The 15785-nt window shown below is 63.4% G+C and carries 14 protein-coding genes; all 14 read left to right on the plus strand.

What is annotated here, in order from left to right:
* Positions 1–109: 109 nt before the first annotated feature.
* The 14 genes from ABQ137_RS13890 to ABQ137_RS13955 all read left to right on the plus strand — a co-directional run bounded on the left by ABQ137_RS13890 (position 110) and on the right by ABQ137_RS13955 (position 15759).
* Positions 110–808: a polysaccharide biosynthesis/export family protein gene (locus ABQ137_RS13890; protein WP_016903310.1), complete on the plus strand. Its 699-nt coding sequence runs from the start codon at positions 110–112 to the stop codon at positions 806–808.
* Positions 790–2229 carry a GumC family protein gene (locus ABQ137_RS13895; protein WP_179465573.1) on the plus strand — a complete coding sequence of 480 codons (1440 nt, stop codon included), beginning with the start codon at positions 790–792 and terminating at the stop codon, positions 2227–2229. Before ABQ137_RS13890 ends, ABQ137_RS13895 begins: the two co-directional genes overlap by 19 nt.
* 243 nt (positions 2230–2472) lie before the next feature.
* Positions 2473–3927, plus strand: coding sequence for an undecaprenyl-phosphate glucose phosphotransferase (locus ABQ137_RS13900; protein ID WP_046343239.1), 1455 nt, complete (start codon positions 2473–2475; stop codon positions 3925–3927).
* Positions 3928–4021: 94 nt separating this feature from the next.
* Complete coding sequence (locus tag ABQ137_RS13905; RefSeq protein WP_167709914.1) at positions 4022–5308, plus strand: polysaccharide biosynthesis protein GumE; 1287 nt, start codon at positions 4022–4024, stop codon at positions 5306–5308.
* Positions 5305–6396 (plus strand): acyltransferase family protein, encoded by a 1092-nt coding sequence (locus ABQ137_RS13910; protein ID WP_349782861.1) that lies wholly within the window; start codon positions 5305–5307, stop codon positions 6394–6396. The genes ABQ137_RS13905 and ABQ137_RS13910 overlap by 4 nt, the downstream gene beginning before the upstream one ends.
* A gap of 13 nt (positions 6397–6409) precedes the next feature.
* Positions 6410–7498 (plus strand): acyltransferase family protein, encoded by a 1089-nt coding sequence (locus ABQ137_RS13915; RefSeq protein ID WP_503021216.1) that lies wholly within the window; start codon positions 6410–6412, stop codon positions 7496–7498.
* Positions 7499–7565: 67 nt separating this feature from the next.
* Positions 7566–8708 carry a glycosyltransferase family 4 protein gene (locus ABQ137_RS13920; protein WP_349782866.1) on the plus strand — a complete coding sequence of 381 codons (1143 nt, stop codon included), beginning with the start codon at positions 7566–7568 and terminating at the stop codon, positions 8706–8708.
* Entirely contained in the window at positions 8705–9754 is a 1050-nt protein-coding gene (locus ABQ137_RS13925) for a glycosyltransferase (protein WP_349782868.1), read from the plus strand. Before ABQ137_RS13920 ends, ABQ137_RS13925 begins: the two co-directional genes overlap by 4 nt.
* A 17-nt stretch (positions 9755–9771) precedes the next feature.
* A complete protein-coding gene (locus ABQ137_RS13930; protein ID WP_349782870.1) occupies positions 9772–11256 on the plus strand; it encodes a lipopolysaccharide biosynthesis protein in 1485 nt (494 codons plus the stop codon).
* Positions 11257–11320: 64 nt separating this feature from the next.
* Complete coding sequence (locus ABQ137_RS13935; protein ID WP_047128907.1) at positions 11321–12520, plus strand: GumK N-terminal domain-containing glycosyltransferase; 1200 nt, start codon at positions 11321–11323, stop codon at positions 12518–12520.
* A gap of 36 nt (positions 12521–12556) precedes the next feature.
* On the plus strand, positions 12557–13351 hold the full coding sequence (locus tag ABQ137_RS13940) for a polysaccharide pyruvyl transferase family protein (RefSeq protein WP_039522111.1): 795 nt from the start codon (positions 12557–12559) through the stop codon (positions 13349–13351).
* 4 nt (positions 13352–13355) lie between these two features.
* The gene (locus ABQ137_RS13945) at positions 13356–14150 is read left to right on the plus strand and encodes a WecB/TagA/CpsF family glycosyltransferase (protein WP_349782872.1); all 795 of its coding nucleotides are present in this window, start codon (positions 13356–13358) and stop codon (positions 14148–14150) included.
* A gap of 35 nt (positions 14151–14185) precedes the next feature.
* Positions 14186–14647, plus strand: a complete 462-nt coding sequence (locus ABQ137_RS13950) for a cupin domain-containing protein (RefSeq protein WP_349782874.1) — start codon at positions 14186–14188, stop codon at positions 14645–14647.
* A 92-nt stretch (positions 14648–14739) separates the two neighbouring features.
* Positions 14740–15759: a TraB/GumN family protein gene (locus ABQ137_RS13955; RefSeq protein ID WP_349782983.1), complete on the plus strand. Its 1020-nt coding sequence runs from the start codon at positions 14740–14742 to the stop codon at positions 15757–15759.
* Positions 15760–15785: the final 26 nt, after the last annotated feature.

Here is a 15785-nt window from a genome sequence, read left to right on the forward strand (position 1 = left end):
CCAAGCGTCTTGGGATGAATTTCTCTGTCGTACGTTCTTGCTGGCGTGTTGGCCGGTTGAATGCTGCGCGAGGTCCTGTCCCACCCAACCGAGGCAGCCAGCCACACGCATGAAAAAACTGATCGGACGATTTTGCCAAGGCCTCAGCCTGGCGTTGATCTGCTCGATGGCACTGGGCGCATGCAGCACCGGTCCGAAGATGGCCGATTCGCTGCCGCTTCCGGATCCGCTCGCGATGTCCGCCGTGCAACCGGAGTATCGACTTGCCCCAGGCGACTTGCTGTTGTTCAAGGTGTTCCAGGTCGACGATCTGGAGCGGCAGGTCCGCATCGATCAGAACGGCCACATCTCGCTGCCGTTGATCGGCGACGTCAAGGCAGCCGGCCTGGGTGTCGGCGAGCTGGAAAAGCTGGTGGCAGAACGCTACGCCGCCGGTTATCTGCAGCAGCCGCAGGTGTCGGTGTTCGTGCAGGAATCCAATGGTCGCCGGGTCACGGTGACCGGTGCGGTCGACGAGCCGGGCATCTATCCGGTGATCGGCGCCAACCTGACCCTGCAGCAGGCCATCGCGCAGGCCAAGGGCGTCAGCACCGTGGCCAGCCGCGGCAACGTCATCGTGTTTCGCACCGTCAACGGTCAAAAGATGATCGCCAGATTCGATCTGACCCAGATCGAGAAAGGGGCCAACCCGGATCCTGAGATCTACGGCGGCGACATCGTTGTGGTGTACCGCTCCGACGCACGCGTCTGGCTGCGCACCATGCTGGAACTGACCCCCCTTGTGATGGTGTGGCGCGCTTACCGATGAGTATGAATTCAGACAATCGTTCTTCCCCGTCTCATCGTCACGGGCATCTCGAGCTGGCCGACGTTGGCTTGCTCGACTACTGGCGCGCGCTGGTCTCACAGCGCTGGTTGATCATTCTGATCACCGTCGGGGCAGTGGCACTGGCGTTTGGCGTCACCCTGCTGATGCCGGAAAAGTACCGCGCCACCAGCACGCTGCAGATCGAGCGCGACTCGCTCAACGTGGTGAATGTCGACAACCTGATGCCGGTGGAATCGCCGCAGGATCGCGATTTCTACCAGACCCAGTACCAGCTGCTGCAGAGCCGCTCGCTGGCCCGTGCGGTAATCCGCGAAGCCAAGCTCGATCAGGAGCCGGCGTTCAAGCAGCAGGTCGACGAAGCGCTGGAAAAGGCTGCTGCCAAGAATCCGGAAGCCGGCAAGTCGGTCGACTCGCGCCAGGCCATCATCGAGCGCAGCCTGACCGATACGCTGCTGGCCGGGCTGGTGGTCGAGCCGATCCTCAATTCGCGCCTGGTCTACGTCAACTACGATTCGCCGGACCCGGTGCTGGCTGCCAAGATCGCCAACACCTATACCAAGGTCTTCATCGTCAGCACGCAGGAACGCCGCATCAAGGCATCCTCGTTCGCGACCAAGTTCCTGGCCGAGCGCCTGGAGCAGTTGCGCGACAAGGTGGAGGACTCAGAGAAGAATCTGGTCTCCTATTCCACCGACGAGCAGATCGTGTCGGTGGGCGACGACAAGCCATCGCTTCCGGCGCAGAACCTCAGCGACCTCAATGCGATGCTGGCATCGGCGCAGGACGCCCGCATCAAGGCCGAGGCAGCCTGGCGTCAGGTCAGCAGCGGTGACGCGATGTCGCTGCCGCAAGTGCTGAGCAATCCGCTGATCCAGAGCCTGCGCGGCGAGCAGATCCGCTTGAACACCGAATATCAGCAGAAGCTGTCGACCTTCAAGCCGGACTATCCGGAAATGCAGCGTCTGAAGGCGCAGATCGAAGAGTCGCGTCGCCAGATCAATGGCGAGGTCCTCAATATCCGCCAGTCGCTGAAGGCGACCTACGACGCGTCGGTGCATCAGGAGCAGCTGCTCAACCAACGCATCGCCGGATTGCGTAACGATGAGCTCGATCTGCAGAGCCGCAGCATCCGCTACAACATGCTCAAGCGCGACGTCGATACCAACCGCCAGCTCTACGATGCGCTCCTGCAGCGCTACAAGGAGATCGGTGTGGCGAGCAACGTCGGCGCCAACAACGTGACCATCATCGATACCGCAGACGTGCCTACGTCTAAGACTTCGCCGAAACTCAAATTGAACCTCGCTTTGGGCTTCATCTTTGGCGTATTCCTGGGTGTGGCTGTGGCACTGGTGCGCTACTTCCTGCGTGGCACGGCAGCGCAGACGCGGTTGGACTGACATCGTCGTGTTGCACAACGATGGTTAATTGAAGTGACAACTGATTCAGCGTGGAAAAGGTTGGATCCCGTATGTTTCGGGCTCCTTCGTTTGAAAGTTTGTCTCTGTTGAAACAAAGGGCTGTCGTGCGATCTGGGGTCGGTAGGTATTACCGCGGTGATCGCCCGACGGAGATGATTGAAAGCTCGCGTGCGTTTCGTATGTTCCCCCGCATGCGCCGTATCGAGTTTGGAGGACATCCCCATGCTTTTGGCAGACTTGAGTAGCGCGACTTACACCACATCCTCGCCGCGATTGTTGTCCAAGTATTCGGCTGCGGCCGATCTGGTCCTGCGCGTCTTCGACCTCACCATGGTCGTGGTTTCCGGGCTGATCGCCTATCGCATCGTCTTCGGTTCCTGGGTGCCTGCGGCACCGTACCGGGTCGCCATCGCCACCACGCTGTTGTACTCGGTGATCTGCTTTGCGCTGTTCCCGCTGTATCGCAGCTGGCGCGGTCGCGGGCTGTTGAGCGAGCTGATGGTGCTGGGCGGTGCATTCGGCGGCGTGTTTGCGCTGTTCGCGGTACATGCGCTGATCGTGCAGGTTGGCGAGCAGGTCTCGCGCGGCTGGATCGGCCTGTGGTTCGTCGGTGGGCTGGCCTCGCTGGTGGCGGCCCGCACGGTGCTGCGCGGCTTCCTGAATCACCTGCGCACCCAGGGCGTGGATGTGCAGCGGGTGGTGGTGGTCGGTCTGCGCCACCCGGTGATGAAGATCAATCACTACCTCAGCCGCAACCCCTGGGTCGGCATGAACCTGGTCGGTTATTTCCGCACACCTTACGACATCGCCGTGACCGAGCAGCGTCAGTCGCTGCCGTGCCTGGGCGATCCGGACGCGCTGATCGAGTACCTAAAGGACAACCAGGTCGAGCAGGTGTGGATCTCGCTGCCGCTGGGCGAACGTGACCATATCAAGCAGTTGCTGCAGCGCCTGGATCGCTATCCGATCAACGTGAAGCTGGTGCCGGACCTGTTCGACTTCGGTCTGTTGAACCAGTCCGGCGAGCAGATTGGCAACGTGCCGGTGATCAACCTGCGCCAGGGCGGTGTGGACCGCGACAACTACTTCGTGGTCGCCAAGGCGCTGCAGGACAAGATCCTGGCCGTGGTTGCGCTGATGGGCCTGTGGCCGTTGATGGCTGCGATTGCGGTCGGTGTAAAGATGAGTTCGCCGGGCCCGGTGTTCTTCCGCCAGCGTCGTCATGGCCTGGGTGGGCGCGAGTTCTACATGTTCAAGTTCCGCTCGATGCGTGTGCATGACGACCATGGCACCACCATCCAGCAGGCGACCAGGAACGACACCCGTATCACCCGTTTCGGTGCGTTCCTGCGCCGCAGCAGCCTGGACGAGTTGCCGCAGATCTTCAACGTGCTCGGTGGCAGCATGTCGATCGTGGGGCCGCGCCCGCATGCCGCGCAGCACAACACCCATTACGAAAAGCTGATCAATCACTACATGCAGCGCCATTACGTCAAGCCGGGCATCACCGGTTGGGCGCAGGTCAATGGATTCCGTGGTGAAACCCCGGAGCTGCGCACGATGAAGAAGCGCATCCAGTACGACCTGGACTACATCCGTCGCTGGTCGCTGTGGCTGGATATCCGCATCATCGTGCTGACTGCAGTGCGTGTGCTCGGACAGAAGACCGCGTACTGATGATGGCGGGGAGTGTGCGACCTGGCGCGCCGAGCGCCGCGGGCGGCTGCATCGCAGCCGCCCCTTTCAAGCAGGCGTCTGCATGCTGATCCGAATGAGCGACGAGGCCCGCGTTCGCTGGCACAACCTGCTGATCGAGCTGACGCTGCTGGTCGGCGTCGGTTACAACCTGCTGCTGGCGCTGATCAACGCGAACGTTTTCACCGTACGTCCGGTGATCACTTACGCAGTCGAGTTCATGGTCTACGCCGCGTGTTTCCTGCTCGGCCTGGGTTCGATGAGCCGCAAGCGCATTGCATTGATCATCAGCGGCCTGGGGCTGATCGTCACCTTGATGTTCGTGCGCTTCCTGGTGAACTGGCAGATCGATCCGAAGTTCTTCCGCGACGCGCTGGTGGTGTTTGCGTTCGTGGTGCTTGGTTCGGCTTATACCGGGTCGGTGCCCAAGCTGTTCGTGCGCATGACCATCATCGTGTCGTTGGTTGCGGCGTTCGAACTGGCGATGCCCAGCGCTTATGGCGATCTGGTCAACCCGAAGAGCTTCTTCGTCAACGCGCGCGGCATGAGCGCGGAAGGGTTCTGGAACGAAGACAGCAACCTGTTCGTCAGCGCCACGCGTCCGGGCGAGCGCAACTTCCTGCCGGGCTCCAATCTTCCCCGCGCCTCCTCGATGTTCATCGAGCCGGTGACGATGGGTAACTACATCTGCTTCTTTACCGCGATCGTGCTGGTGTTCTGGCGCTGGATGCGGCCGGCGATGCTGATCCTGTCGGTCGGTTTGATCGGTTTCATGGTCGTGGCCTCCGACGGCCGACTTGCGGCGGGCACCTGCGTGCTGATGGTGCTGCTGTCGCCGCTGTTGAAACGCCTGGATCAACGGCTGGCGTTCTTGGTCTTCCTGCTCGTGATCATGACGGCGTGGCTGTTGGTGTGGATCACCGGGATCACGGCCTATCAGGACAACACGATGGGCCGGATCTTCTTCACCGTCAATTCGATGAACAACCTGTCCTTCAACTCGTGGATGGGCCTGGATTTTGCGCAGGCGTACCGTTACTTCGACAGCGGCATTGCCTACTTCATCGCATCGCAGTCGATCGTCGGCGTGCTCGCCTTCCTGCTGTCGTATTCGTTCCTGTTGTTGATGCCGAGCAAGGAAGGGCAGTTGTTCAAGAACCTGGCGATCTTTGCGTTCGCGCTGAGCCTGCTGGTGTCCAACGGCTACTTCTCGATCAAGACGTCGGCATTGTGGTGGTTCGTGTGCGGCTGCCTGTGGCACATGCGGCCGACCTGGTCTGCTGCCAGCGCTAAGCAGCTGCCCAGACAGGATCCGGCCGACGAGGATGCGCGATTGCCACTGCCCGCGGGAGGTACGCGATGAGTGTGGCGGCAACGCAAGCACCACAACCGGTGGCACCGGTCGTCGGTGCGTCCGTTGCCACCGGCGGGCGCAGCCGCGACCCGCGTATCGATGCCACCAAGGCCCTGGCGATCCTGTTGGTGGTGTTCTGCCACGCCAAGGGCGTGCCGCATGCGATGACGTTGTTTGCCTACAGCTTCCACGTGCCGCTGTTTTTCATGGTGTCCGGCTGGCTGGCGGCGGGCTATGCGTCGCGGACCACCGGCTTGCCGCAGACCATCAGCAAGCAGGCACGCAGCCTGTTGCTGCCGTATGTGACGTTTTATCTGCTCGGCTATGCATACTGGTTGCTGACCCGCAATATCGGCGAGAAGGCGGCGCGCTGGGGCAGCCATCCGTGGTGGGAGCCGATCGTGGCGATGTTCACCGGGATCGGCCCCGATCTGTATGTGCAGCCCCCGCTATGGTTCCTGCCGGTGATGCTGGTGACGGTGCTGAGCTATGTGGTGCTGCGCCGCTGGCTGTCGCCTGTGGTGATCGCGGTGGCATCGTTGATCCTTGCCTGGTGCTGGATGCGCTGGTTTCCGGGCCAGCAGGTCCGGCTTTTTTTCGGCCTGGACGTTCTACCGGTGTCGCTGTGCTTCTACGCGCTGGGCGCCTTGCTGATCCACGTCTCCGCACGTCTGCCGAGCTCCTTGCCGGCGAGCGCGCTGGCGACGGTGCTGCTGGCGTTGCCGGTGGCCTGGCTGGCCGATCGTAACGGCCGCATCGACGTCAACATGCTGGAGTTTGGCCGCAACCACGCCGGGTTTGTGGTCAGCGCAGTACTCGGCTCACTGATGGTGATCTGTGCCGCACGGTTGGTGCAGGGCTGGGCCTGGATACAGTGGATCGGCCGCAATACCTTGCTGATCCTGTGCACCCATATGCTGGTGTTCTTCGTGCTCTCCGGTGTCGCGGCGCTGGCTGGCGGATTCGCTGCCTCGCGCCCGGGCCTGGGCTGGGCAGTGTTCGTGACGGTGTTTGCGCTGCTCGCGTGCGTGCCGCTGCGCTTGTTGCTGATGCGTTTTGCGCCGTGGACCCTGGGTGCCCGCCCGGTGGCGGCATGAGCAGCGCTGCGCAATGACGACCGCACCGTATTCCAACGCGGCCCGGCACGGCGGTCTGGGTGCCAAGGCCGCGCCAACGCCTGCATTGGCCCGCGATTGGCAGATCGATGCAGCAAAGGCGCTGGCCATCGTCCTGGTGGTGTTGGGGCATGCCAACGGCATGCCGGCCGCCTACAAGTTGTTCGCCTACAGTTTTCATGTGCCGCTGTTTTTCGTGCTGTCCGGCTGGGTCGGCGAGCGCTTCGGCCACCGCGCAATGACGGTGGCGACGATTGCGAAATTGGCGCGCACGTTGCTGGTTCCCTATGTCGCGTTTTTCCTGGTGGCCTACGCCTGCTGGCTGCTGATGGGAGTGACCAGCCGCGCGGCGCATCCATCGCATGTGTTGCCGTGGTGGGATCCGTTTATCGGCCTGTTCTGGGCCAACGGCACGCGTCTGTACGTGCTTCCGGCGTTGTGGTTCCTGCCGGCCTTGTTCGTCACCACGCTGGCCTATATCGCCTTGCGCACGCGCCTGACGACGGCGGCCCTGGCGGCAGTCAGTCTGTTGCTCGCCTTGGCATGGGCAGGCTGGTTTCCGTCGTTGCATCTGCGGCTTCCGTTGGCGCTGGATGTATTGCCTGTCGCGCTGTTCTTCATCGCCGTGGGCGGATGGCTGTCGCGCTACGCCGATGCACTGCGCGCGCTTGGCGCCTCGGCATGGGCATTGGCACTGCCGGTGCTGGCAGCAGCGTGGTGGTGGCTGGCCGGATGGAACGGGCAAGTGGATGTGAACAATCTGCAGTTCGGGCATTCCGCTGCGGTATTCCTGCTGGTCAGCCTGCTGGGCACCGCAATGACCTTGTGCGTGGCGTATTTCGTCCGGCAGTGGCGTTGGCTGCAGTGGATCGGTGGCAATACCTTGCTGATCCTGTGCACGCACACATTGGTGTTTCTGGTGCTCACCAGTGTGGTGGCACGAACGGGTGTGATCGCTCGCAGCCTGATCGGCACACCGGCCTGGGCGATGGGCCTGAGCGCATTTGCTGTCGCGGTCAGTGTGCCGATGCGCGCGGTGCTGGTGCGCGTTGCACCATGGATGTTGGGATTGAAACGCAAATGACGAGCTTCCAGAATGATCAGCCGAGCATGCAGATGTGTCTGCGTCGCTGGCACAGGAGATTGGCGTAATGAAAGTGGTGCATGTCGTCCGCCAATTCCATCCTTCGATCGGAGGCATGGAGGAAGTCGTTCTCAATGTGGCCCGTCAACACCAGGCCACCAGTGCCGATACGGTGGAGGTCGTGACCCTGGATCGGGTGTTTACCGATCCGGGCGCGCAGCTTGCGGAGCAGGAGACGTATCAGGGCTTGCCGATCCGACGCATCGGTTATCGCGGCTCGTCGCGTTATCCGTTGGCGCCGTCCGTGCTGAGCGCGATCCGCTCGGCCGATCTGGTGCACCTGCACGGCATCGATTTTTTCTACGACTATCTGGCGCTGACCAGGCCGCTGCATGGCAAGCCGATGGTGGTGTCCACGCACGGCGGCTTCTTCCACACCGCGTATGCCTCGCGGACGAAGCAGCTATGGTTTCAAACGCTCACCCGCACTTCGGCATTGGCGTATGCGCGGGTGATCGCCACCAGCGAGAACGACGGCGAGCTGTTCGCCAAGGTGGTGTCGCCGGCGCGCTTGCGGGTGATCGAAAACGGCGTGGACGTGGAGAAATACGCAGCGCAGGGCGCAGCGACGCCGGGACGGACCATGATGTATTTCGGCCGCTGGTCGGTGAACAAGGGCCTGATCGAAACCCTGGAGCTGCTGCAGGCGGTACTGCAGCGCGATCCGCAGTGGCGCCTGATCATTGCCGGGCGCGAATACGATTTGAACGAGGCCGACCTGCGCAAGGCGATCGCCGAGCGGGGCTTGCAGGACAAGGTCCAGCTCAGCATGTCGCCGTCGCAGGAGCAGCTGCGCAGCCTGATGCAGCAGGCGCAGTTCTTCGTCTGCCTGTCGCGCCATGAAGGCTTCGGCATCGCTGCGGTCGAAGCGATGAGTGCCGGCCTGATTCCGATCCTCAGCGACATCCCGCCGTTCGTGCGTCTTGCCAGCGAATCGGGGCAGGGCGTGATCGTCAACCGCGACCGGATCGATGCGGCCGCAGACCAGGTACAGGCGCTTGCGCTGCAGGCGGATGCCGATTTCGATACGCGTCGTGCAGCGTCGATGGCGTACGTGAGCCGCTACGACTGGAAGCATGTGGTCGGGCGCTACGTCGACGAATACCACACCGCGTTGGGCACCCGCCGTACCCAGGAGGCAGTGCGATGAGCGCGCCTGCATCGGCAGCGACTGTGCGTGCGTCCGCGCAGCCGCAGGTCACCGTGCTGTTCTCCACCGAGAAGCCCAATGCCAGCACCAATCCGTATCTGACCCAGCTTTACGCATCGCTGCCCGCTGCAGTGCAGCCGCGCTTCTTTTCGATGCGCGATGCGCTGCTGTCGCGCTACGACGTGCTGCATATGCATTGGCCGGAATATCTGCTGCGCCATCCCAGCGCGGTCGGCACCCTGGCCAAGCAGATGTGTGCGGCGCTGTTGCTGCTCAAGCTGCAGCTGACCGGCACGCCGGTGGTGCGCACCTTGCACAACCTGGCACCGCACGAGGATCGCGGCTGGCGCGAGCGCGGCCTGTTGCACTGGATCGATCGGCTGACGCGTCGCTGGATCCGCATCAACGCGACCACGCCGCCGCGACCGCCATTCACTGACACCATCCTGCACGGCCATTATCGCGAGTGGTTTGCAAAGATGCCGCAAGGCACGCCGGTTCCGGGGCGGCTGCTGCATTTCGGTCTGATCCGCCCGTACAAGGGCGTGGAAACGCTGCTGGAGGTGATGCGTCAGGTCGACGATCCGCGCCTGAAGCTGCGTATCGTCGGCAATCCGGCCACGCCGCAGATGCGCAGCCTGGTGGAGGAGGCCTGCGCGCAGGATCCGCGTGTGAGTGCCTTGCTGGCTTATGTCGAAGAGCCGGTGCTCGCACGCGAAGTCAGCGAGGCCGAGTTGGTGGTGCTGCCGTACCGGCAGATGCACAACTCCGGCACCTTGTTGCTGGCGTTGTCGCTGGCGCGCCCGGTGCTGGCACCGTGGAGCGAATCCAATGCGGCGATTGCCGAAGAAGTGGGGCCGGGCTGGGTGTTTCTCTACGAAGGCGAATTCGATGCGGCGCTGCTGACCGGCATGCTGGACCAGGTGCGTGCCGCGCCGCGCGGCCCGGCACCGGATCTCTCGCAACGCGACTGGCCACGGATCGGACAGCTGCACTACCGCACCTACCTGGAAGCGCTCGGCAAGGATGGAGACGCCGCGCTGTGACCGCAGAGATCCCGACGATGAATTCCCCCACGCCGCCGCCACAGCGCAGCCTCGGTTCGCGCGCCGCCGGTGGGGCAGCGGTGACCATGATCGGCCAGTCGGCGAAGATGGTTGTGCAGTTCGGCGGCATCATCCTGCTGGCGCGCCTCCTGACGCCTTACGACTACGGCCTGATGGCGATGGTCACCGCGATTGTCGGTGCGGCCGAGATCCTGCGCGATTTCGGCCTGTCTGCCGCTGCCGTGCAGGCCAAGCATGTCAGCCGCGAGCAGCGCGACAACCTGTTCTGGATCAACAGCGGCATCGGCTTGTCGCTGTCGGTGGTGGTCTACGCCTCTGCCCATGTGATCGCCAACTTCTACAAGGAGCCGGCGCTGGTGACGATCTCCCAGGCGCTGGCGGTGACCTTCCTGATCAACGGCATGACCACGCAGTACCGCGCGCATCTGAGCCGTGGGCTGCGGTTTGGCCAAGTCGCGCTCAGCGATGTGGGATCGCAGGTGCTGGGCCTGGGCGCGGCCGTCGCTGCCGCCTTGCTGGGCTGGGGCTATTGGGCGCTGGTGGTGCAGCAGGTGGTGCAGGCGGTGGTCAATTTCATCATCGCGGCGAGCTGTGCACGCTGGTTGCCGGGCGGGTACCAACGTTCGGCGCCGATGCGCGACTTCATGAGCTTCGGCTGGAACCTGATGGCTGCGCAGTTGCTGGGCTATGCCAGCCGCAACGTTGGCCAGGTCATCATCGGTTGGCGCACCGGCCCGGACGCACTGGGCCTGTACAACCGTGCGTTTCAGCTGTTGATGATGCCGTTGAATCAGATCAACGCGCCGGCCACCAGCGTGGCGTTGCCGGTGTTGTCGCAGCTGCAGGACGACCGCGAACGCTTCAGCGCCTTCCTGCTGCGCGGGCAGACGGTGATGGTGCATCTGATCGTTGCGCTGTTCGCCTTCGCCTGCGCGCTGGCCATGCCGCTGATCGTGCTGGTGCTGGGCGAGCAGTGGCGCGAGGCGGTGCCCCTGTTCCAGGTGCTGACGCTGGGCGGTATTTTCCAGACCGCGTCCTATGCAACCTACTGGGTGTTTCTTGCCAGGGGCCTGATGCGCGCGCAGTTGCTGTTCTCGCTGGTCAGCCGCATCGTGCTGATCGGCTGCATCTTCGTCGGCTCGCGCTGGGGCGCGATGGGCGTGGCGATCGGTTATTCGTTCGGCCTGCTGGTGACCTGGCCGTTGTCGCTGATCTGGGTCGGCAAGATCTCCGACGCACCGGTGGTTGCACTGTTCACCAATGCGGTGCGCGCGATGACCGCGTACGGCGTGGCGGGCGTGTGCGCGTATTACGCATCCATCACCGTCGGTGGCCCGCTGTGGCAGCAGCTGGCCGTTGGTGCGGCCACGATGGCGGCGGTCTGTCTGCTGGCGTTGGCGATCTGGCCGGCGTTCCGTCGCGACGTCATTGCCATTCTCAACATCCGCAAGTTGCTGAGGCAGGCCAAGGCACGCCAATGAGATCGACATCGTCTTCGCCTGCGTTCCTGCATGCTTTCTCCCACTCATTCATAGGACACGGCCCATGAGCGATACACCCGCCGCCGCTTCCGGCATTCGCCGGCCTTGCTATCTGGTCTTGTCCGCCCACGATTACCGCACGCCACGGCGCGCCAATATCCACTTCATCACCGATCAACTCGCGCTGCGCGGCACCACGCGGTTTTTCTCGCTGCGCTATAGCCGGCTATCGCGCATGAAGGGCGACATGCGGCTGCCGCTGGACGACACCGCAAACACCGTGGTGTCGCACAAGGGCGTGGAGTGCTATCTGTGGCGCACGACGGTGCATCCGTTCAACACGCGCCGCGCCTGGCTGCGTTCTGTCGAAGATGCGATGTTCCGCTGGTATGCCGCGCATCCGCCACGCCAGTTGCTGGACTGGATGCGCGAGGCGGACGTGATCGTGTTCGAAAGCGGTATCGCGGTGGCCTTCATCGAGCTGGCCAAGCGCGTCAATCCGGCAGCGAAGCTGGTCTATCGTGCTTCCGACGGCCTGAGCACGATCAATGTCGCGTCCTATATCGAGCGCGAGTTCGATCGGGTTGCACCGACGCTGGATGTGATCGCATTGGTGTCGCCGGCAATGGCGGAGGAAGTGGCAAGCCGCGACAATGTGTATCACGTCGGTCACGGTGTGGATCACAACCTGGATCAGCTGGGCGACCCGTCGCCGTACGGCGAGGGCATCCATGCGGTCGCGGTGGGCTCGATGTTGTTCGATCCGGACTTCTTCGTGGTTGCCAGCAAGGCGTTCCCGCAGGTCACGTTCCATGTGATCGGCTCGGGTATGGGCCGGCATCCCGGCTATGGCGACAATGTGGTCGTCTATGGCGAAATGAAGCACGCCGAGACCATCGGCTACATCAAGCACGCCCGTTTCGGAATCGCACCTTATGCATCCGAGCAGGTGCCGGTGTATCTGGCCGATAGTTCGATGAAGTTGCTGCAATACGATTTCTTCGGCCTGCCTGCGGTGTGTCCAAATGCCGTCGTGGGGCCGTATCAATCGCGTTTCGGCTACACTCCCGGCAACGGTGAGTCGGTCATTGCGGCCATCAGTCGCGCGCTGGAAGCACCGCGCGTGCGTTACCGCCAATGCCTGAATTGGTCCGACACCACCGACCGCGTACTGAATCCCGGTGCGTATCCGGAAACCCGTTTGTACCCGCAGCAAGATGGCGCAGCGGTGCGTGCTTCTTCGGAGGCCGCGCTCTCGCACTGATGCAGCGCACCCAACTTTAGAAGGAGACTGCTCGTTATGGCCAATGCTTTGCTGCAGAAATGGATCGAACATGCGGAACGCCGTGCCTTGTTCTGGTGGCAGCCGAAGAACGCTGGCGTCAACATGGGCGATCATCTGTCCAAGGTGATTGTGTCCTGTGTGCTCTCCTTGCAGGACAAGACGCTGATCGAGAAGCGTGATCTCAGCAAGAAGCTGATCGCCATCGGGTCGGTGCTGCATTTTGCCAAGGACGGCGACACCGTCTGGGGCAGCGGCATCAACGGCAAGATTCCCGCTGAGCGAAATACCTTCAGCACGCTTGATGTGCGTGCAGTGCGTGGTCCGAAGACGCGTCAATTCCTGCTCGATCGCGGGATCGCGGTGCCGGAGGTCTATGGCGACCCCGGTCTGCTGACACCAATGTTTTTCCCCGCCGATGCGCTGGGAACGGCAAACAAGCGCCCCTTTGCCATCGTTCCGCATTTCAACGAGCCGGTCGAGAAGTACAGCGCGTATGCGGACCATTTGGTGTTTCCCAACGTCAAGCCTGCGACCTTCATGAGTGCGTTGCTGGGCGCCGAGTTGGTGATCAGCAGTTCGCTGCACGGGCTGATTCTTGCCGAAGCGTACGGGATTCCGGCGGTGTACCTGGATTGGGGCAACGGCGAGGATCGCTTCAAGTACGACGACTACTACAACGGCACCGGACGCATGCAGTGGCACTCGGGCAACAGTGTGGAAGAGTGCCTGAAGCTTGGCGGTAACGGCGATTTCGACCTGGAGAAACTGCAGGCCGGGCTGCTGGCCGCGTTTCCTTACGACCTTTGGTGATTCAATGATGCACGGCCGGCAGGTGGATACGGAGACGACAGCAACCGCCAACACTGCGATGCCGCAGGGCGTGGTGATTCCGCTCGGCGGATTTCCGGTGCTTTCCACCACGCAGGAAGCGTTTGCACTGGAGTTGTTTCACGCATTGGCCGCCCGGCAACCACGCCGGGTGTTTTTCGCCAACACCAATTTCATCGTGCAATGCCAGGCACTACGTCTGCGGATGCGCGAGCCCAGCGTGCGCATCGTCAATGACGGCATCGGCATGGATCTGGCAGCACGCCTGATCCATGGCCGCCGCTTTGCCGGCAACCTCAATGGCACCGACCTGATTCCGTATCTGTGTCGCGAGGCCGCGCAGCCGCTCAAGTTCTTCCTGCTCGGCGGTCGTCCGGGCGTGGGCAAGACCGCTGCCGCGACCTTGACTGGAACCCTGGGCCAGCAGGTGGTCGGCATGTGCGACGGCTACGGCGAATTTGCCGCCGCCGGCGAGGGCCTGGCCGAGCGCATCAATCGCTCGGGCGCCGATGTGCTGCTGGTGGCCTTCGGCAACCCGCTGCAGGAGCGTTGGATCCTGGATCACAGCCAGGCCTTGAACGTGCCGCTGGTGTTCGGGGTCGGCGCGTTGCTGGATTTCCTGTCCGGCACCGCCAAGCGTGCGCCGGATTGGGTACGGCGCGTGCATATGGAATGGATGTACCGGCTGCTCAACGAGCCGCGTCGTCTGCTCAAGCGCTATAGCTGGGATCTGCTGGTGTTCTCCCGCACCTGCCTGCGTGCGGGCAAGCACCTGCCGTGATGCATGCGCGGCGTTGGCTGGCTTAGCATGTAGGCATGCATCCAACCGCCGCCAGCTTGATCCATTCGCTCGAACTCGCTCCGCATCCCGAGGGCGGGCATTTCCGTCGCGTGTATGCGTCCGTGCGCCAGGTGAGCGAGGGCGGTCAACCGCGCCCGGCGCTGACCGCCATCCGCTTCCTGCTCGCTGCCGGCGAGTCCAGCGCCTGGCATCGCGTCGATGCGGAAGAAAGCTGGCATTGGCAGCAGGGCGATGCGCTGGAGCTATCGATCTACGACGAGGCCAGCGGACAGCTGCAACGCCTGATCCTGGATGCCGCCGAGCGCGGCGAGCCGATGCACGTGGTGCCGGCAGGGTGCTGGCAGGCGGCGCGGTCGCTTGGCGATTTCACCCTGGTGGGCTGCACGGTCTCGCCGGGATTCGTCTGGGAAGGATTCGCGCTGCTCGACGGCGCCTCGCCGCTGGCTGCGCACCTGGCCAGCCTGGATCCACGCTGAGCCATCTGCGGCTGCGGCGGCGAACATTTCCCTAACGCGGCCATGGCCGGCTTGGCGTAGTGTCCGCGTTCTCACACAGGGGGCGAGACGTGATGCGAGGCCAGCGGGCGGGGTGGGGCGTGGGAATGATGCTGGTGTCGTTGCTGGCGTCGGCCAGCGATGGAACGAAGCCGCAGCCAGCCGCGCCATCGCCGCCGGCCGTGGTCGATCTGGAAGCGATGGTGGTGCGCGGCGTGCAGCCCGGCCCAGGCCTGTGGAAGGTCAGCAAGGGCGATCATGTGCTGTGGATCCTGGGCACCGTGTCGCCGCTGCCGAAGCGGCTGCAGTGGCAGTCGGCCGAGGTGGAAACGATCATCGGTCAGTCGCAGCAGGTGCTGATGGCCCCGACCGTCCAGATCGATGCGGACATGGGGTTTTTCGGCAAACTGACCCTGTTGCCCTCGGCGATGAAGGCGATGAAGAACGAGGACGGCCGCGAACTGCGCGAGCTGCTGCCGGCCGATCTGTATGCGCGCTGGTCGGTTGCCAAGGCACGCTATCTCGGCAGCGACCGTGGGGTGGAGCGCAAGCGCCCGATGCTTGCCGCCGGCGAGTTGTATCAGGCGGCGATCAAACGCTCCGGCCTGGCGCGCTCGCCGGTGATCTGGTCGGTGGTGGAGCGTGCCGCCAAGCGCGCCGGGATCAAGCCGACCCCCACCGCGCTGGATTACAAGATCGCCGACCCGCGCCAGGCCATCAAGGAGTTCCGCGCCGGTGGCATGGACGATACCGCGTGCTTCCGCAGCATCCTGGTCACCGTCGAGCGCGACCTGCCCACGATGGTCGAGCGCGCCAACGCCTGGTCGGTGGGCGACATCGAGGCATTGCGCCAGTTGCCACGCGAAGATCCGCAGGCCGCCTGCATGAGCGCCATGGCCAGTTCCGGCGCCGCCAGGAAGCGCGGCATCGACGATCTGGAACGGCGCATGCGCGAGCACTGGTTGAGCATCGCCACCGCCGCGCTGCAACGCAATCGCAGCACTTTCGCAGTGCTGCCGATCAGCCGGCTGACCGCAGCCGATGGCTATCTGGCGCGCTTGCAGGCGCTGGGATATGCGGTGGAAGCGCCCTGACACGTCGGCACGACTGCCCGGCGGTT

Source organism: Xanthomonas sp. WHRI 8393, from assembly GCF_040203315.1.
Taxonomy (GTDB): domain Bacteria; phylum Pseudomonadota; class Gammaproteobacteria; order Xanthomonadales; family Xanthomonadaceae; genus Xanthomonas; species Xanthomonas arboricola.

Bases quoted from the DNA above. Each gene is read 5' to 3' on its own strand.
- ABQ137_RS13890 (WP_016903310.1), top strand. From the start codon at position 110: ATGAAAAAACTGATCGGACGATTTTGCCAAGGCCTCAGCCTGGCGTTG.
- ABQ137_RS13900 (WP_046343239.1), top strand. From the start codon at position 2,473: ATGCTTTTGGCAGACTTGAGTAGCGCGACTTACACCACATCCTCGCCG.
- ABQ137_RS13905 (WP_167709914.1), top strand. From the start codon at position 4,022: ATGAGCGACGAGGCCCGCGTTCGCTGGCACAACCTGCTGATCGAGCTG.
- ABQ137_RS13910 (WP_349782861.1), top strand. From the start codon at position 5,305: ATGAGTGTGGCGGCAACGCAAGCACCACAACCGGTGGCACCGGTCGTC.
- ABQ137_RS13915 (WP_503021216.1), top strand. From the start codon at position 6,410: ATGACGACCGCACCGTATTCCAACGCGGCCCGGCACGGCGGTCTGGGT.
- ABQ137_RS13920 (WP_349782866.1), top strand. From the start codon at position 7,566: ATGAAAGTGGTGCATGTCGTCCGCCAATTCCATCCTTCGATCGGAGGC.
- ABQ137_RS13925 (WP_349782868.1), top strand. From the start codon at position 8,705: ATGAGCGCGCCTGCATCGGCAGCGACTGTGCGTGCGTCCGCGCAGCCG.
- ABQ137_RS13930 (WP_349782870.1), top strand. From the start codon at position 9,772: ATGAATTCCCCCACGCCGCCGCCACAGCGCAGCCTCGGTTCGCGCGCC.
- ABQ137_RS13935 (WP_047128907.1), top strand. From the start codon at position 11,321: ATGAGCGATACACCCGCCGCCGCTTCCGGCATTCGCCGGCCTTGCTAT.
- ABQ137_RS13940 (WP_039522111.1), top strand. From the start codon at position 12,557: ATGGCCAATGCTTTGCTGCAGAAATGGATCGAACATGCGGAACGCCGT.
- ABQ137_RS13945 (WP_349782872.1), top strand. From the start codon at position 13,356: ATGATGCACGGCCGGCAGGTGGATACGGAGACGACAGCAACCGCCAAC.
- ABQ137_RS13950 (WP_349782874.1), top strand. From the start codon at position 14,186: ATGCATCCAACCGCCGCCAGCTTGATCCATTCGCTCGAACTCGCTCCG.
- ABQ137_RS13955 (WP_349782983.1), top strand. From the start codon at position 14,740: ATGCGAGGCCAGCGGGCGGGGTGGGGCGTGGGAATGATGCTGGTGTCG.